Consider the following 17,046-nt stretch of genomic DNA (forward strand, 5'->3'; position numbering starts at 1 on the left):
GCCCGCACAGCCGGGACGCTCGGTGGTCAGCCGGTGGCGATCGGGCGGGCGGGGTCGGTGACCCAGTCGGACCAGGAGCCGACGTAGAGGGCGGCGGGCAGGCCCGCCACCTCCAGGGCCAGCACCTCGTGTGCGGCCGTCACGCCCGAGCCGCAGTATGCGCCCGTCTCGACGCCGTCGCCCACGCCCAGCGCGGCGAAACGGGAGCGCAGGTCATCGGGGGCGAGGAAGCGGCCGTCGGGGGCGACGTTGCCGGTGGTGGGGGCGCTCACCGCGCCGGGGACGTGGCCGGCCACCGGGTCGACCGGCTCCACCTCGCCGCGGTAACGCTCGCCCGCGCGGGCGTCCAGCAGCACGCCGCGCCCGGCCAGCTCGCCCGCCTCGTCGGCCGACAGCACCGGCATGCCGCCGGGCCTCGCCGTGAAGTCGCCCTCGGCCGGGGCCGGCGCCTCCTTGGTGACGGGGAAGCCGGCCGCGAGCCAGGCGGGCAGGCCGCCGTCGAGGACGCGTACGTCCTGGTGGCCGAAGTAGCGCAGCGTCCACCAGGCGCGGGCGGCGACCGTGGCGGCGGTGTCGTCGTACACGACCACCGGGCGGCCTGCGGAGACGCCTAGCCGGCGCATCGCGCTCTGGAACGCCGCCGCGTCGGGCAGCGGGTGGCGCCCGCCGGCGCCGGGCGGTGCGGCGAGGTCGGTGTCGAGGTCGCAGTAGACGGCGCCCTCGATGTGGCCCTCGCGGTAGGACTCGAGCCCGGGCGGCCCGCCGAGCCGCCAGCGCACGTCGAGCACGGTGACCTCGGCCTGCCTGAGGAGCTCCGCGAGCGCGGCCGGGGTGATGAGCGGGCTGGTCACGGGCGTACCTCCAGGAGCGGGACGTGCTGCTCCGCCGACGTCAGCGAGCCGTGGTAACCGGTGAACGCCGCCTCGACGGGATGTCTGCTGGGAGCGGTGATGGCGAGGTCGGTGCGGGGGACGGCCACGACGTCGCCGATGCGGGCCAGCCACGGCTCGCGTACGCGGGGGCCGAACCAGCCCGACTCGACGGCCTCCTGCCGCGACACCACCCAGGCCCGCTCGCCCAGCGTCTCCCGCCAGGCGTCGAGCACCTGCGCGGCGGCCCCCGGCTGCGCGTAGACGTGGCGCGCCCTGGCCTCGCCGCCCAGCATCGCCACCCCTTCGGTCAGCTCGGGGACGCTCTCCGCGTCGATCTTCTCGGTGGCGTTGATCATGCCGTGGTCGGCCGTGACGTAGAGGGCGGAGCCGGGCGGCAGGCCCTCGGCCAGGCGGCGGGCCATGTCGTCGACGATCTCCAGCTGGCGCAGCCACTCCTCGCCGCCCCAGCCCTGCAGGTGGCCCGCGGCGTCGAGGTCGCCGTAGTAGACGGTGACGTGGGACCGGCGGCGGGCCCGCAGCGCCTCGTGGACGCGGGCCACCCGGTCGTCCACGGTGGCGGCCGGGACGTAGCGGACGCCGCGGTAGACGGCCCTGGTCAGGCCGGTGCCCTCGAACTCTGCAGGAGCGACGTAGACGGGCTCGACGCCCGCGGCGGCGGCGCGTTCGTAGACGGTGGCCGCCGGCTGCCAGGTCTCGGGGTCGATCGGCTCGCCGCCGGGGAAGGTCCAGCGCAGGCAGTTGAGCATGGCGCCGGTGCCCGGCACGGCGAGCAGCAGGCCGACCATGCCGTGCTCGCCCGGGGTCAGGCCGGTGCCGAGTGAGGTCAGGCTGGTGACGGTGGTGGCGGGGAAGCCGGCGGTGAGCCGCTTGGAGGTGCGGTGTGCCGCCAGGAACGGGGCCCTCTCGGGGTGGGCGTCGAGCAGCTCGGCGCCGAGGCCGTCGACCAGGAACAGGCAGACGCGGTCGGCCGGGTCGAGGGCCAGCGGGTTGGGCTCGCGCATGCCGAGCGCGGCCAGCAGCGAACCCGGAAGGTCGGCCAGGGACGCGCCACCATATCCGGGCACCAGCATGCCCCTCAGTCTAGCCCCGCCCCCGATCACCGACCCGGCGCCGGCGAACGCATCGGCAGGGGCGGGCGCGCGGACCGCGTGACATGGGCCGGCTCAGGCGGGCGTGCCTGGTGAAGGGGTCAGGTGGTGGCGCGGGCGGTGGCTTCGGAGAGGGCCTTGGCGAAGGCGAGGACGTGGGTGACCGCCTCGGGGCCGTCGGCGGCCTCGCTGACCCGCAGCGACAGGTCGTCGGCGGTGATGGCGCCGGTGTAGCCGTGGTCGGCCTCGCAGTTTTCGTCGCCGCACGTGGCCGGCTCGAGGTCGACGTGGGAGATGGCGCCCCAGCCGATGGTGAGCGTCACCTCCGTGGGAGGGATGCCGGGGACGTAGGAGGCGGGGTCAGGCACGACGCGGGTGACGGCGACCGACTGGACGCGGCTCAGCCGCACCGCCTCGGTGGTGGTGGAGGCATGGGACGCCGAGACCCCCTCCACCGCGGGGTGCTCGTCGGTGTGGCAGACCAGCAGCCGCGTGCCCGTCAGCACCAGCACGGTGACGTGGCGGCGCACCTCCATCGCGGGATCGAACGTCGCCTCGTGGTGGACCACGAACGCGGTCACGGCCTCCTTGCCCAGCGCGGATTCGACCGCATCGGTGACGAGGTCGGGGTAGTAGCCGCTGCGCTCGATCGCTTCGCGCAGGCCCGCGGCTGAGACTCGGGTTTCCCTCATGGGTCCATCCTGCCAGGGACGGGCAGTACACTCACCCGCCGGATATAACGCTCTATAACGTCTTATGCCGGGTCATCAGGGGGCACTCGATCCCCTCCCTTCGCTCAGGGCTGAGCGAGGGCCCCCGACCAGCCGGGCGGGCCGGTCAGGACAGCCGTCGCGGGCCCCCGTCGAGCCGCGGGCCCGCCGGGGTGCGCAGGGTGGCACGGGCCCCGAGGATCATCACCGCCGACTCCCCCACGAGCACCTGGTCGAGGTCGAGCCTGGCCACCTCGGGCAGATCGTGAGCCAGGCGGCCGACGCGTACGAGCAGGTCCTCCAGGGCGTCGACCGCGACCGGCGGGTAGCCGTACTGGCCGAAGAGCAGGGGCGCGGCGCGTACGGATCTGATCAGGTCGGAGGCGTCCTCAGGGGTGAGCGGCGCGAGGCGGAAGCTCTGGTCGAGCAGGAGCCGCGCGGTCACCTCGCCCAGCCCGAACGACACCACGGGCCCGAACGCCGGATCCTCGACCACCCCCACGACGGTCGGCACCGCGGGCTGCGGCGCCATCCGCTGCACGGCCAGGTCCGCGTGCTCGCCCAGCAGCTCGGCGTAGGCGTGGCGGACCATGTCGGGGCCGGTCAGCCCGAGGCGTACGGTGCCGGCCCGCCGCGAGGCCGCGGGATCGGCCACCTTGACCACCACCGGCCAGCCCAGCCGCTCGGCGGCGGCCACGGCCTCGTCCGGCGAGCGGACGATCTCGGCGGGCCAGACGGTCAGCCCGTAGCAGGACAGCAGCTCGGCCGCGTCGACCTCGACGGGCGGCCCCTGCTGCGCGAACCCGCCGGGCGGGATGTCGGGCGCGGTGCCCGCCAGCGTCTCGCGGGCCAGCGTCTGGGCCCGGTGGGTGTCGATGCCGCTCAGCTCGGGCGGCGGCTGCACCGGCTGGGCGCGCCAGCGGGCGTAGCGGACGACGTGGGCGAGGGCGCGTACGGCCTCCTCGGGGGCGGCGTACGACGGGATGGACCCCCGCGCGGGCCCGTCGCCGGGGACGCGCAGCGCGGGATGCATGCCGAGATGCCCCATGAACGTGGCCAGCACCGGCTTGCCGGAGTCCTGGGAGGCGCGCAGCAGCTCGGCGGCCACCTCGTCGGTCTCGCCCGGGATCGGCGGCATGTAGATGACGACGGCGGCGTCCACCTCGGGGGAGGCCAGTTCGCCCGCGAGCGCGGCGCCGTACTCGGCTGGCCCGGCGGCGGGGCCGAGGTTGACCGGCTTGCGGGGTTCGAGCCCGGCGGCCAGGCAGGCGTCGGCGGCGAGCAGGCCGAGCGCGTCGGAGTTGGTGACGAGCGCGGTGCGCGGCCCGCCGGGCAGCGGCTGGTAGGCCAGCAGCTGCCCCACGTCGAAGAGCTGGATGAGGTCGTCGACCCTGATCAGCCCCGCCTGCTCGAACAGCGAGCTGATCGCCGAGTCGGGCAGCCCCAGCTCGGCGGCCGAGTGGCCGGACGGGGTGCCGCCGCTCTTGACCACCACGACGGGCTTGCGGCGGGAGATGCGCCTGGCCAGCCGGGTGAACTTGCGCGGGTTACCGAGCGACTCGAGGTAGAGCAGGATGACCTCGGTGGAGTCGTCCTCCTCCCAATACTGCAGCAGGTCGTTGCCCGAGACGTCGGCGCGGTTGCCGGCGGAGACGAACGTCGAGATGCCCATGCCGCGCTGGGCGACGCGCTGGAGCAGCGCGGTGCCGAGCGCGCCCGACTGGCTGAAGAAGCCCACGTTGCCGCGGCCCGGCACGGTGGCGGCGAGGGTGGCGTTGAGCTTGACGGCGGGGTCGGTGTTGGCGATGCCGAGGCAGTTGGGGCCGACGACGCGCAGGCCGTAGGAGCGGGCGATGCGGGCCAGCTCGTCCTGCCTGGCCCGGCCCTCGGCGCCGGTCTCGCCGAACCCCGACGACACCACGACCAGGCCGTGCACGCCCTTCTCCGCGCACTCCTTGACCACGTCGATGACGCCCTCGGCGGGCACGGCGACCACGGCGAGGTCGACCTCGCCGTCGATGGCCGTGACGCTCGGGTAGGCGCGCACGCCCGCCACCGCGCGCACCTCGCGGTGGACGGGGTAGACGGGGCCGGTGAAGTCGGCGGCCAGCAGGTTGCGCAGCACGGTCTGGCCGACGCCGCCCGGCTCGCGCGATGCGCCGATCACCGCGACGGATCCGGGGGTGAGCAGCCGGGCGATCGAGCGGGACTCGGCGCGGTGCTCGCGGGCGGCGGTGACCTCGGCGGAGGTGTCGGTGGGCGTGAGGTCGAGCGTCATGCGGACGACGCCGTCCTCGAACTGGCTCTGCGCGGTGTAGCCGGCCTGGCGCAGCAGCCCGGTCATGCGCATGTTGGCGGGCAGCACGTCGGCGATGAAACGCTCGATGCCGCGCTCGCGCGCGGTGGCCGCCAGGTGTTCGAGGAGCACGGAGGCCACGCCCCTGCCCTGGTGGGCGTCCTCGACGAGGAAGGCGACCTCGGCCTCGCCAGGGCCGGTGCGGTCGTAGCGGATGACGGCCACCATCTCGGTGCCGATGGTGGCGATCAGCGCGACGCGGTTGTCGTAGTCGACGTTGGTGAAGCGTTCGACCTCGCGGTCGGACAGCCGGGGACGCGGCCCGAAGAACCGAAAATAGATCGACTCGTCGGACAGACGGGAGTAGAACGAACGGAGACGGTCGGCGTCGGCGGGCCTGATGGGGCGCACGTGCGCGGTGCCGCCGTCGGCAAGGACGACATCGGCCTCCCAATGGGCCGGATATTGTGCCTCCACACAAATGAGCGTAAACCCGCATCCCACATGCCAAGACGCTGGGGCCCTGTTGGGCAACGCTTGTGCATCGACTCCTGCCCGGTGTCGGGGTACGCCCCACGAGCAGCTCGGAAGCTGTTAGTTTTGCCGTGGCGTTTTGCCGTGGCCAGGCTCGATCTGAAGGCAGCAAGGTGGTGACATCATGACGCGGGTCGTCGTGGTGGGCGATCTCATGACCGACGCGGTGGCGCGCGCCCGTTATGCGCTCGCCAGGGCGAGCGACACCCCGGCGATCGTGACGATGCACGGCGGCGGCTCGGGTGCGAACATCTCGTCCTGGCTGGCCGTCGAGGGCGGCGAGGTGGCCTTCATCGGCCGCAGGGGCGCCGACATCACGGGGCGTAACCGCGACATGGAGCTGATGGGCTACGGCGTCGACGCCCGGCTCGTCATGGACCCCGAGCGGCCCACCGGCACGTGCGTGGTGCTGGTCACGCACAAGGGCGAGCGCACGATGCTCTCCGACCCCGGCGCCAACGCCGCGTTGTCACCGGAGGACCTCCCGCGCGACCTCTTCGTCCAGGGCTCCCACCTGCATCTGTCGGGTTACACGCTGATCAACGAGGGCTCGCGCGACGCCGGGCTCGCGGCGCTCGACATGGCCAGGCACACCGGCATGTCGATCTCCGTCGACTGCGCGTCGTCTGCGCCCCTTGAGCGTACGGGCGCCGAGCCGTTCCTCGAGTGGACCAACGGCGCGAAGCTGCTGTTCGCCAACATCGACCAGGCCAAGGTGCTGACCGGCCGCGACGACCCCGAGGCCGCGGCCAAGGTGCTCACGGCGTGGTTCCCGCAGGTCGTGATCAAGATGGGCGCCGAGGGCGCGCTGTGGTTCAGCAACGGGCGCCCCGACCCCGTGCGGGTGGCCGCCGAGCCGGTCGACAAGATCGTCGATGGCACGGGGGCCGGTGACGCGTTCTGTGCCGGGTTCCTGCCGCCGTGGCTGGAGGGCAAGCCCCCGGCCGAGGCGCTGGCCTCCGGCTGCCGGCTGGCGTCGAAGGCGATCATGCACCTCGGCGCCCGCCCGCCGTTCTAGACCTTCCTCCAGCCGGTCACTCAGCCGGTCACTCAGCTGGTCACTGCGAGCGCGAGCGGCAGCACGGCCGGTGCGCCCGCGTGGCGCACCTGCGCCGCCGCCAGCGTCATCGTCCAGCCGGTGTCGACGCGGTCGTCGACCAGCAGCACCGGCCCGCCGCACTGCGCGATCGCGGCACTGAGATCCTTCGGCATCGCGAGGGTGCCTCTGATGGCCTGCACCCGCTTGGCGCTGTTGAACTGCCTGCCCGGCGAGCCCGCACGGTAGCCCAGCTCCCCCAGATATTGCAGCCGTCCCACCTGCGCCAGCCGCTCGGCGAACCCGCGCACCAGCTTGGGCCGGCTCGCCGACGGCACGTTGACCACCGCGACGGGCCGCTCCCGCCACTCCCACGCCGTCAGCACCTTGATCACGGCGGCGAACATGTCGTCGGGCATCGGCCCGTCGTCGCCGGCGAACAGCTCGCGCAGCCGGTTGCCCCAGCCGATGTCGGTCAGCCGCCCGAGCGCCCTGCCCGGCTCGGCGCCCAGCTCGGGCTTGATGCGCCCGGACAGGTCGGGCAGGCCGGTGGGCCACTGCCTGCGGGCGTCGATCTCGACGCCTGGCCTGCTCAGGCGCTCGCGGGCGGTCTCGACGGCCTGCGCGGCGATCTCGGGCGAGCGGTGCCTGCCGGTGCAGTTGTCGCAGCGGCCGCAGGGCGTGGCGGTGTCGTCGTCGAGGTGGCGGCGCAGGAACTGCTCGCGGCACTCGGTGGTGGTGAGGTAGGCCAGCATGGCCTCCTGCTCGGCGCGGCGCTCGGCGGCGATGCGGGCGTAGCGCTCGGTGTCGTATGCCCAGGGCTCGCCGGTGGCCTCCCAGCCGCCCTTGACCCGGCGTACGGCGCCTTCGACGTCGAGCACCTTGAGCATCATCTCCAGCCGGCCGCGGCTCAGGTCGACCGCCGTCTCCAGCGCCGGGGTGGACATGACGCCGCGCTCCTCCAGCGTCTGGAGCGTGGTGCGCACGACGGGCTCGGGCGGGAAGGCCAGTGAGGCGAAGTAGGCCCAGATGTCGCGGTCTTCGACGCCGGGCAGCAGGATGACCTCGGCCCGCTCGACCCCGCGCCCCGCCCTGCCGACCTGCTGGTAGTAGGCGACAGGCGACTGCGGCGCCCCGACGTGGATCACGAACCCCAGGTCGGGCTTGTCGAAGCCCATGCCGAGCGCGCTCGTGGCGATGAGCGCCTTGATCTTGTTGCCCAGCAGCGCGTCCTCGGCGGCCAGCCGCTCGGCCGGCTCGGTCTGCCCGGAGTAGGCGGCCACCTCGAGGCCCTGCTCGCGCAGGTAGCCGGCGATCTCGTGGGCGGCGGCCACGGTGAGGGTGTAGACGATGCCGGAGCCGGGCAGCTCGCGCAGCGTCTGGGCGAGCCAGGCGAGGCGCTGCTCGGCGGTGGGCAGGCGGACGACGCCGAGGTGGAGGCTGTCGCGTTCGAGCGGGCCGCGCAGGACGAGCGTGTCGTCGCCCTCGGGACGCAGCTCGGGCGGCAGGCTCAGCTGCTCGGCGACGTCTCGGGTGACGCGGGCGTTGGCCGTGGCGGTGGTGGCCAGGACCGGGATGCCGGGCGGCAGCTGCGCGAACAGCGTGGACAGCCGGCGGTAGTCGGGCCGGAAGTCGTGGCCCCAGTCGGAGATGCAGTGGGCCTCGTCGACCACGACCAGGCCGGCGCTCTCGGCCAGCTCGGGCAGGACGTTGTCGCGGAAGTCGGGGTTGTTGAGCCGCTCGGGGCTGACCAGCAGCACGTCGACCATGCCCTCGGCGACCTGGCCGTAGATCTCCTCCCACGCCTCGGGGTTGGCGGAGTTGATCGTGACGGCTCTGATGCCCGCGCGCTCGGCGGCGGCGATCTGGTTGCGCATGAGGGCGAGCAGCGGCGAGACGATGACCGTGGGGCCCTCGCCCATCTCCCGCAGCAGCGCGGTGGCCACGAAGTAGACGGCCGACTTGCCCCAGCCGGTGCGCTGCACGACGAGCACCCTGCGGCGGTCGAGCACCAGGGCCTCGATGGCGGACCACTGGTCGTCGCGGAGCCTGGCGTGCTCGCCGGCCAGCGCCTGCAGCCGCTCTTCGGCCTCTTCCCGCAGCATCGCGGCATCGGGGGCATCAATCATGCCTCCCTTGTTACCAGCTCCGGGCGACGAAATTCGCCGCTACCGCGACGGAAACGCCTTTCAGGCCGGGTCGGCGTGCTCGGGGAAGGCGTTGATGGTGACGCGGTGCATGCGGCGGCGCTCGGTGTAGTCGGCGACGGCGTAGTGCTGGGTGGGCCGGTTGTCCCAGAAGGCCAGCGTGCCGGGCCGCCAGCGCAGCCTGACCTGGAATTCGGGCGAGCGGATGTGGTCGATGAGGAGCGGCAGCAGCGCCTCGTTCTCCCTGTCGGTCAGCCCGACCAGGCGGGTGGTGGAGGCGCGGTTGACGAACAGCGCCTTGCGGCCGGTCTCGGCGTGCACGCGGACGACCGGGCGCTCCCTGGGCGGCCACTTGGCCTGGATCTCGGCCAGGTCGAACGGATGCCCCTTGGCGATGGCCTTCTTCATGGACATGGTGATGTCGTGCACGGCGGTCAGCTCGTCGCACAGCCGCTGGATGGAGGGCGAGAGCGTCTCGTAGGCCAGATACGTGTTCGCCCAGCACGTGTCGCCGCCCACACCGGGCAGTTGCACGCAGCGCAGCAGCGAGCCCATGGGCGGCGTCGGCTCGAAGGTGTTGTCGCTGTGCCACTCGTCGCCGCCCTCCCCCTTGGGCGAGGTCTGGTCGAGGACGTGGATGGGGCTGGTGGCGTCCTTCTTGAACGCGGGGTGGTTGAGCGTGCCGAAGTTCAGGGCGAACTGCAGGTGCTGCTCGTCGTCGATGGGCTGGTCGCGGAAGAACAGCACGAGGTGCTTGAGCCAGCCCGCCCGCAGGGTCGCGACCTCTTCCTGTGACAGGGGCTTGCGCAGATCGACCCCGGTGACCTCGGCGCCGATGTGCTTGGTCACGGGATGGAACTCGATCATGACGCCCTCCGGAGACAGATGCGGATCCCTCGGATCGAACGTACGACCCAAGCAATTGCTTGGTCAAGCCACTCGTCCCGCTCGAACAAGTCAGCGATAACTCGTACGGATCGAGTAGGATCTGAGCCTCGGCAGGATCCCTCCCAGGGCACCGGAAGCGTGAGCGACACCATGGATACGCCACAGAAGACCTGGCTCGTGCGATCATCTGCCATAGGCGAAGACGTCCCCACCCCTTCCGGTCGCGTGGCCGCGCCGGCTCGGGAGACGGGTCGCATCGCCGTCTCGCACGCCGATCTGACGCTTCTCCAGCGGGCTGACGGCTACCGTTAGAGCACAAGAACAGAAGGAGGATGCGCTTCCCCTCGGCGCGACGGCCGAGGCAGCCGCGCAGCATACGATGGCCCGACGCACGACAGCACCCCCGCCCGAGGACTTCGAGGAGCGGATCGTCGACATCGACGTCTCCTCCGAAATGCGCAGGAGCTATCTCGAGTACGCCTACTCGGTGATCTACCAGCGCGCGCTGCCCGACGCACGCGACGGGCTCAAGCCGGTCCAGCGGCGCATCCTCTACTCGATGAGCGAGATGGGCCTGCGGCCCGACCGCGGCCACGTCAAGTCCTCCCGCGTCGTCGGCGACGTCATGGGCAAGCTGCACCCCCACGGCGACGGCGCGATCTACGACGCCCTCGTCCGCCTGGCGCAGCCGTTCTCCATGCGCCTGCCGCTCGTCGACGGCCACGGCAACTTCGGCTCCCCCGACGACCTGCCCGCCGCCATGCGTTACACCGAGGCCAGGCTGGCCCCGGCGGCGATGCTCATGGTCGAGTCGATCGACGAGGACACCGTCGACTTCAAGCCCAACTACGACGGCCAGGAGACCGAGCCGGTCGTCATGCCGTCGGCCTTCCCCAACCTGCTGGTCAACGGCACGAGCGGCATCGCGGTCGGCATGGCCACCAACATGGCGCCGCACAACCTCGTCGAGGTCGTGGCCGCCGCCCGCCACCTGATCAAGAAGCCCGACGCGACGCTCGACGAGCTGATGAGGTTCGTGCCGGGGCCCGACCTGCCGACGGGCGGGCAGATCATCGGGCTGCAGGGCGTGCGCGACGCCTACGAGACCGGGCGCGGCACGTTCCGCATGCGGGCCAAGTGCACGATCGAGCAGATCACGCCGCGGCGCAAGGGCATCGTCGTCACCGAACTGCCGTACAACGTGGGTCCCGAGCGCGTGGTCGCCAAGATCAAAGAGCTCGTGACGAGCAAGAAGCTGCAGGGCATCGCCGACCTCAAAGACCTCACCGACCGCCACAAGGGCCTGCGCCTGGTCATCGAGATCAAGAACGGCTTCATCCCCGAGGCGGTCCTCGAGGAGCTCTACCGGCTCACGCCGATGGAGGAGACGTTCGGCATCAACAACGTCGCCCTGGTCGACGACGAGCCCCGCACGCTCGGGCTGCGCGAGCTGCTGCAGGTCTACGTCGGCCATCGGCTCGAGGTCGTGCGCCGCCGCTCGGAGTTCCGCCGCCGCAAGCGCGAGGAGCGCCTGCACCTGGTCGACGGCCTCATCATCGCGCTGCTCAACATCGACGAGGTCATCCAGGTCATCCGGTCCAGCGACGACTCCGCCCAGGCGCGCACCCGCCTGATGGAGGTCTTCGACCTGACCGACACCCAGGCCGCCTACATCCTCGACACGCCGCTGCGCCGCCTGACCCGCTACGACAAGCTGGAGCTCGACCGGGAGAAGGAGACGCTGACCGACGAGATCGCGAAGCTGACCGAGATCCTCTCCTCCGACACCAAGCTGCGCCAGGTGGTCTCGGGCGAGCTGGCCGACGTCGCCAAGAAATACGGCACGCCGCGCCGCACGGTCCTGCTGGAGTCGCCGGGCGTCACCCGCACCCCCGTGGTGGAGCTGCAGGTGGCCGACGACCCGTGTCTCGCGCTGCTGTCCTCGACGGGCCTGCTGGCCCGCACCTCCGACGCCTCGCCGCTGCCCGGGGAGGGCGAGCGGGCGGCCCACGACGTGCTGGTCAGCGTCGTACGCACGTCCGTACGCGGCGAGGTCGGCGTCGTCACCTCGCTGGGCCGGCTGATCCGCGTCCAGGTCGTCGACCTGCCCACGCTGCCGTCCACGGCCAACCCGCCGTCGCTGTCGGGCGGGCACCCGGTGTCCGAATACGTCTCGCTGGAGCCCGACGAGAAGGTGGTCGGCCTCGGCTCGCTCGATCCCGAGAGCCCGGGCCTGGCGCTCGGCACCGCTCAAGGCGTGGTGAAACGGGTGGTGCCCGACTATCCCGCCAACCGCGACGACTTCGAAGTGATCACGCTGAAGGACGGCGACCGCGTGGTGGGCGCGGTCGAGCTGGTGTCGGAGTCCCACGACCTGGTGTTCATCTCCTCCGACGCCCAGCTGCTGCGCTACCCCGCCTCGCTCGTACGCCCCCAGGGCCGGCCCGCGGGCGGCATGGCCGGCATCAGGCTCGACGACGGCGCCAGGGTGATCTGGTTCGGCGTGGTCGATCCGCAGGTTCCCGCCCGGGTGGTCACCATCGCGGGCTCCTCCACGGCGCTGCCCGGCACCCAGGTGGGCGGCGGCAAGATGTCCGACTACGCCGAGTTCCCCGCCAAGGGCCGGGCCACCGGCGGCGTACGCGCCCAGCGCTTCCTCAAGGGCGAGGACGAGCTGCTGCTGGCCTGGGCGGGCCCGGCGCCGGCCAAGGCGGTCTCGGCGGTGGGCAAGCCGGTGCCGCTGCCCGAGGAGCTGGGCCGCCGCGACGGCTCCGGCGTACGCCTGACCAACACGATCGGCGCCATCGGCGGCGCGCTCGCCTCCACGCCCGACGCCCTGCCGAGCGGCGGCGGAGGCCAGGCGCCCGCCGAGGACGAGTAGCGGGCGAACGGGGGGCGCTCCCGCGTCCCCCACGCCTGTCTTACTTCGGTCACCGCGATCCTGTTATGAAACACGTCCCGCCACCGATCCTCTGAGAGAGCGCTCTCAGTGTCCTGATCTGGAGGAAACGTGTCCCGACTCAAACCCCCGTTATGGGCGGCCCTCGTCCTCGCCGCCTCGCTCATCGTCGCCCCCGCTCCCGCGCAGGCCGCCGAGCCGCTGACCGTCACCGACTTCGAGTCTGACGGCGTGCCCGCCGGCGTGTACGCCTGGGGCAACGACACCGCCTCGACCCCGGCCCTGACCGTCGAACCAGGCGCCGACCGTCCCGACGCGCCCGCGACGAACCGGGTGCTCACCTCCGCCTTCACCATCAGCCAGTGGGGCGGCTGGTCCCACGACCTGCCCGCCACCGCGGACTGGTCGGCGTACGAGGGCTTCTCCTTCTACGTCAAGGGCACCGGCTCGGGACAGCGGGTCTTCTTCGAGCTCAAGGACGGCGGCGGCGGTCCCGGCACCGCCGAGCTGTTCGAGTCCTCCTTCACCGACGACGTCGCCGGCTGGCGCGAGGTGCGGGTGCCGTTCGCCGACTTCACCCGGCGCACCGACTATCAGCCGGGCGGCGCACCCACCGACGGCGAGCTGGACCTCGTGGAGATCTGGGGCTACGCGATGCGCCTGCCCATCGGGACGGGCACCTTCACCTGGGACGAGGTGCGCCTCTACGGCACCGCTCCCCCGCGCCCGGTCCGGCTGAGCGCCGACCGGCCCGTCCTGCCGGTGGACGAGAAGGGCAGCGCCGAGCTGCGCGTCACCGTCACCACCGCCGACGGCGCACCCCTGCCCGCCGACCTGGCCGTGGACTACCGCACCGGTACGGGCACCGCCACCCCCGGCGCCGACTACACCCCCGTCCAGGGCACGCTGAGATTCCCGGCCGGCACTGCCTCGGGCTCGGCCAGGACGATCACCGTCAGGACGCTGCGCGACCACCAGAACGAGGTGGCCGAGACCATCCCGATCGAGCTGTCCGGCGAGGGCGCCCGCCCGCCCGCCGAGCCGCCCGTCGTCGTCATCAACGCCCACGGCCTGCCCTACCTCGACGCCCGCAAGCCGGTCAAGCAGCGCGTCGCCGATCTGCTCGCCAGGATGACGCTGGAGGAGAAGGTCGGGCAGATGACGCAGGCCGAGCGCGGCGCCCTCGCCAAGCAGAGCGACATCGCGGCCTACCGGCTCGGCTCCCTGCTGTCCGGTGGCGGCTCGACGCCCCCGCAGAACACCCCGCAGGCGTGGGCCGACATGATCGACGCCTTCCAGCTGCAGACCCGGCAGACCCGCCTGCAGGTGCCGCTCATCTACGGCGTGGACGCCGTGCACGGCCACAACAACGTGGTCGGCGCCACGATCTTCCCGCACAACGCCGGGCTCGGCGCCGCCCGCGACCCGCGCCTGGTCGAGCAGGCCGCCGCGATCACCGCCAAGGAGGTCAAGGCCACCGGCATCCCCTGGAACTTCGCCCCCTGCCTGTGCGTCGCCCGCGACGACCGGTGGGGCCGCGCGTACGAGTCGTTCGGCGAGGACCCCGCGCTGGTCACCCGCATGGCCACCGTCGTTGACGGGCTGCAGGACCACGGCGTGCTGGCCACCGCCAAGCACTACGTCGGCGACGGCGGCACCGCGTTCGGCTCGTCCACGACCGGCGACTACACCATCGACCAGGGCGTCACCACGACCACCCGCAAGGAGCTGGCCGCGATCCACCTGGCGCCGTTCAAGGAGGCGGTGCAGCGCGGCGTCGCCACCGTGATGCCGTCGTTCTCCAGCGTGGACTTCGGCGGCGGGCCGCTGAAGATGCACGCCCACGACGAGCTGATCAACGGGACGCTCAAGGGCAAGCTCGGGTTCAAGGGGTTCGTGATCAGCGACTGGCAGGCCATCGACCAGATCCCCGGCGACTATCCGTCCGACGTGCGCACCTCGGTCAACGCCGGACTCGACATGATCATGGTGCCGTACGCCTATCCCGAGTTCACCGGCACGCTGAAGGCCGAGGTCGAGGCCGGGCGGGTGCCCATGTCGCGGATCGACGACGCCGTCGCCAGGATCCTCAACCAGAAGTTCCGGCTCGGCCTGTTCGAACGCCCCTACGCCGACCGCTCCCACCTGCGCGACGTCGGCTCGCCCGCGCACCGCGCGGTCGCTCGCGAGGCCGCCGCGAAGTCGCAGGTGTTGCTGAAGAACGACGGCGGGCTGCTGCCGCTGCGCCGCGACGCCAAGGTGTACGTGGCCGGCTCCAACGCCGACGACATCGGCAACCAGAGCGGCGGCTGGACCATCACCTGGCAGGGCTCCTCAGGGCCCATCACGCCCGGCACGACCATTCTTGAGGCCGTCCGCTCGCGTGCCTCCTCCGTCACCTACTCCCGCGACGCCTCCGCGGACCTCGCCGGGCACGACGTGGGCGTGGTCGTCGTGGGCGAGACGCCGTACGCCGAGGGTCAGGGCGACGTCGGCCGCGCCGGCCGCACACTCGACCTGTCGGCCGCCGACCGGGCCGCCGTGGACACGGTGTGCGGGGCCATGAAGTGCGTCGTCCTCGTCGTGTCCGGCCGGCCGCTGCTGCTCGGCGACCTGTCGGGCGTCGAGGCGGTCGTCGCGTCGTGGCTGCCCGGCACCGAGGGCGACGGGGTCGCCGACCCGCTGTTCGGCGCGGTCCCGTACACGGGGCGGCTGCCGTTCACCTGGTTCAGGAGCGTCGCGCAGCTGCCGATCAACGTGGGTGACACGTCGTACGATCCGCTGTTCCCGTACGGGTGGGGGCTGCGTACCGACCGGGCCCGCGACCGGCTCAAGGACGCCCGCGACCGGCTCGCGCGCGGAGACGTCGCGTCCGGGGCGGCCGCGCTGACGCTCTCGGCCACCCTGTCCGGCCGGAACTGGAACGCCGACGGCTCGGTCCGCGACCAGCGCAGGGTGCTGGACGGGCTGGCGGCCGCCGCCACCCTGCTCGACCGCTCGAAGAACGAGCCGCACGAGGTGGCCGACGCCGTGGTCTCGGTGGCCCGCGACCTGGCCCAGAAGTCCGGAAAACGCCCGGACCTCCAGGCACTGGCCGACCACGAACTGGCGTCCGGCAACGTCCGCAAGGCAGTGGACCTCCTGACCCGAACCACCCGCTGACCCTTCAGGCCCCTGGCCGGGGGCCTGAAGCTCATCGAGGCGCGACGCCTCTTGGCTGCGTGGAGACGTCGTCATCAGCCACGACCACGTCGAAGCCGGCGTCGAGCGCGGAGACGTCCAGCATGGTCACCACGAGGTCGCGGGCCTGGACGGCCTCGCTCACCGATCCTTCTTCTCCTTCACGGCGTCCTGACAGGACCCGGGGCTGACCTCGCGGAGTGCGGGGTCAGCCCCTCATCCGGGCCGGGAGCAGTCCCCTTCGCCCGGCCCGGGCTTCGATGCCGCGTGGTCGGTCGCGGCTCTGGGCGGCGTGGTCAGTCGTGGCAGAGGCAGAACGGGTGGCCGGCCGGATCGAGGAAGACGCGGAAGGAGTCGTTCTCGCTCGGCTGGTGCTCGTGCTTGCGGGCGCCGAGCTTGAGCACCTGGCGCTCGGCCTCGTCCATGTCGGACACCGTCACGTCGATGTGCATCTGCTGCGGGCGCTCGGCGCTCGGCCATTCGGGCGGCTGGTGGTCGGCGGCGAGCTGGAAGGCCAGCCGCTCGGGCGAGCCGCCGTTCGTGACCACCACCCAGTCGTCCTCGACCGAGGTGATCGGCCAGCCCAGCAGCTGCGAGTAGAACTCCGCCAGTCCCTTCGGGTCCCGGCAATCGATGACGATGGTTCGGAAAACGGCTATGCCGCCCATCCTGTCCAGCCTCTCCGTGACGACAATGGGTGTCATGGCTGCCAACTCGTTCATGGTTCCGCTCGGCACTCCCGCACCCGCCTTCGACCTGACCGCCATCGACGGCGGCAGCGTGTCGCTGGGTGACCTCGAGGGGTCGCCCGCCACCCTCGTGATCTTCCTGTCGAACCACTGCCCGTACGTACGGCGGATCGAGGACGGCCTCGCCGCCCTGGCCAAGGACTACGGCGCGAGGTTGTCGATCGTCGCCATCTGCAGCAACGACAGCGTGACCTACCCCGACGACGACCCGACACACCTCGCGGAGCAGGCGGCGCGGGCCGGGTTCACGTTCCCGTACCTGCTGGACGACACCCAGGAGGTGGCCAAGGCCTTCCGCGCGGCCTGCACGCCCGACTTCTTCCTGTACGACGGGCGGCTCCGGCTGGCGTACCGGGGCGAGTTCGACGGGGCGCGGCCGGGGAACCACGGGCCCGTGACAGGCGCGTCGCTGCGTGCGGCCATCGACGCGGTGCTGGAGGGCTTGCCGGTGCCGCAGGACCAGCGGCCGTCGATCGGCTGCGGCATCAAGTGGCGGCCGGGCAACGAGCCCGCCTGACCGTACGCGGGACGGCGGGCCCTCGCCCGACGCGGCCTGCCGGACCCCGAGCAGCCCGCCTGAGCCGAGCGGCCGGCCTGACCCACGCCTGGGCAGCTGCCTGCTCAGG

The 17,046-nt window shown here is 72.4% G+C and carries 12 protein-coding genes; 4 read left to right on the forward strand and 8 right to left on the reverse strand.

Annotation, left to right across the window (positions count from 1 at the left end):
- Positions 1-26 precede the first annotated feature (26 nt).
- The 4 genes from AB0K12_RS09265 to AB0K12_RS09280 form a co-directional block, all read right to left on the reverse strand.
- Complete coding sequence (locus AB0K12_RS09265) at positions 27-851, reverse strand: sulfurtransferase (protein ID WP_364557268.1); 825 nt, start codon at positions 849-851, stop codon at positions 27-29.
- Entirely contained in the window at positions 848-1,963 is a 1,116-nt protein-coding gene (locus AB0K12_RS09270) for a nucleotide pyrophosphatase/phosphodiesterase family protein (protein WP_364557271.1), read from the reverse strand. The genes AB0K12_RS09265 and AB0K12_RS09270 overlap by 4 nt, the downstream gene beginning before the upstream one ends.
- Positions 1,964-2,082: 119 nt before the next feature.
- A complete protein-coding gene (locus AB0K12_RS09275; RefSeq protein WP_345387681.1) occupies positions 2,083-2,673 on the reverse strand; it encodes a DUF5998 family protein in 591 nt (196 codons plus the stop codon).
- Between the two features lie 145 nt (positions 2,674-2,818).
- Complete coding sequence (locus AB0K12_RS09280; RefSeq protein ID WP_364557274.1) at positions 2,819-5,464, reverse strand: GNAT family N-acetyltransferase; 2,646 nt, start codon at positions 5,462-5,464, stop codon at positions 2,819-2,821.
- A 181-nt stretch (positions 5,465-5,645) separates the two neighbouring features.
- Between AB0K12_RS09280 and AB0K12_RS09285 the strand changes: the two genes are divergently transcribed.
- Positions 5,646-6,539 carry a sugar kinase gene (locus AB0K12_RS09285; protein WP_364557277.1) on the forward strand — a complete coding sequence of 298 codons (894 nt, stop codon included), beginning with the start codon at positions 5,646-5,648 and terminating at the stop codon, positions 6,537-6,539.
- 32 nt (positions 6,540-6,571) lie between these two features.
- On the opposite strand, the gene AB0K12_RS09290 is transcribed toward AB0K12_RS09285, so the two are convergent.
- Positions 6,572-8,686 carry a RecQ family ATP-dependent DNA helicase gene (locus AB0K12_RS09290; protein ID WP_364557280.1) on the reverse strand — a complete coding sequence of 705 codons (2,115 nt, stop codon included), beginning with the start codon at positions 8,684-8,686 and terminating at the stop codon, positions 6,572-6,574.
- Positions 8,687-8,746: 60 nt separating this feature from the next.
- The gene (locus AB0K12_RS09295) at positions 8,747-9,571 is read right to left on the reverse strand and encodes a TauD/TfdA family dioxygenase (protein WP_364557283.1); all 825 of its coding nucleotides are present in this window, start codon (positions 9,569-9,571) and stop codon (positions 8,747-8,749) included.
- A 400-nt stretch (positions 9,572-9,971) separates the two neighbouring features.
- Between AB0K12_RS09295 and AB0K12_RS09300 the strand changes: the two genes are divergently transcribed.
- Positions 9,972-12,473, forward strand: a complete 2,502-nt coding sequence (locus AB0K12_RS09300; RefSeq protein WP_364557286.1) for a DNA topoisomerase IV subunit A — start codon at positions 9,972-9,974, stop codon at positions 12,471-12,473.
- A 129-nt stretch (positions 12,474-12,602) separates the two neighbouring features.
- Positions 12,603-15,653, forward strand: a complete 3,051-nt coding sequence (locus AB0K12_RS09305; protein WP_364557289.1) for a glycoside hydrolase family 3 N-terminal domain-containing protein — start codon at positions 12,603-12,605, stop codon at positions 15,651-15,653.
- Positions 15,654-15,684: 31 nt separating this feature from the next.
- Here the strand turns inward: AB0K12_RS09305 and AB0K12_RS09310 are convergent, their stop codons facing one another.
- Positions 15,685-15,816 carry a hypothetical protein gene (locus AB0K12_RS09310; protein WP_364557292.1) on the reverse strand — a complete coding sequence of 44 codons (132 nt, stop codon included), beginning with the start codon at positions 15,814-15,816 and terminating at the stop codon, positions 15,685-15,687.
- Positions 15,817-15,967: 151 nt separating this feature from the next.
- The gene (locus tag AB0K12_RS09315) at positions 15,968-16,375 is read right to left on the reverse strand and encodes a VOC family protein (RefSeq protein ID WP_364557295.1); all 408 of its coding nucleotides are present in this window, start codon (positions 16,373-16,375) and stop codon (positions 15,968-15,970) included.
- Between AB0K12_RS09315 and AB0K12_RS09320 the strand changes: the two genes are divergently transcribed.
- Positions 16,374-16,937 (forward strand): thioredoxin family protein, encoded by a 564-nt coding sequence (locus AB0K12_RS09320; RefSeq protein ID WP_364557298.1) that lies wholly within the window; start codon positions 16,374-16,376, stop codon positions 16,935-16,937. The genes AB0K12_RS09315 and AB0K12_RS09320 overlap by 2 nt on opposite strands.
- Positions 16,938-17,046 lie beyond the last annotated feature (109 nt).

It is taken from the genome of Nonomuraea sp. NPDC049419, assembly GCF_040676995.1.
Taxonomy (GTDB): Bacteria; Actinomycetota; Actinomycetes; order Streptosporangiales; family Streptosporangiaceae; genus Nonomuraea; species Nonomuraea salmonea.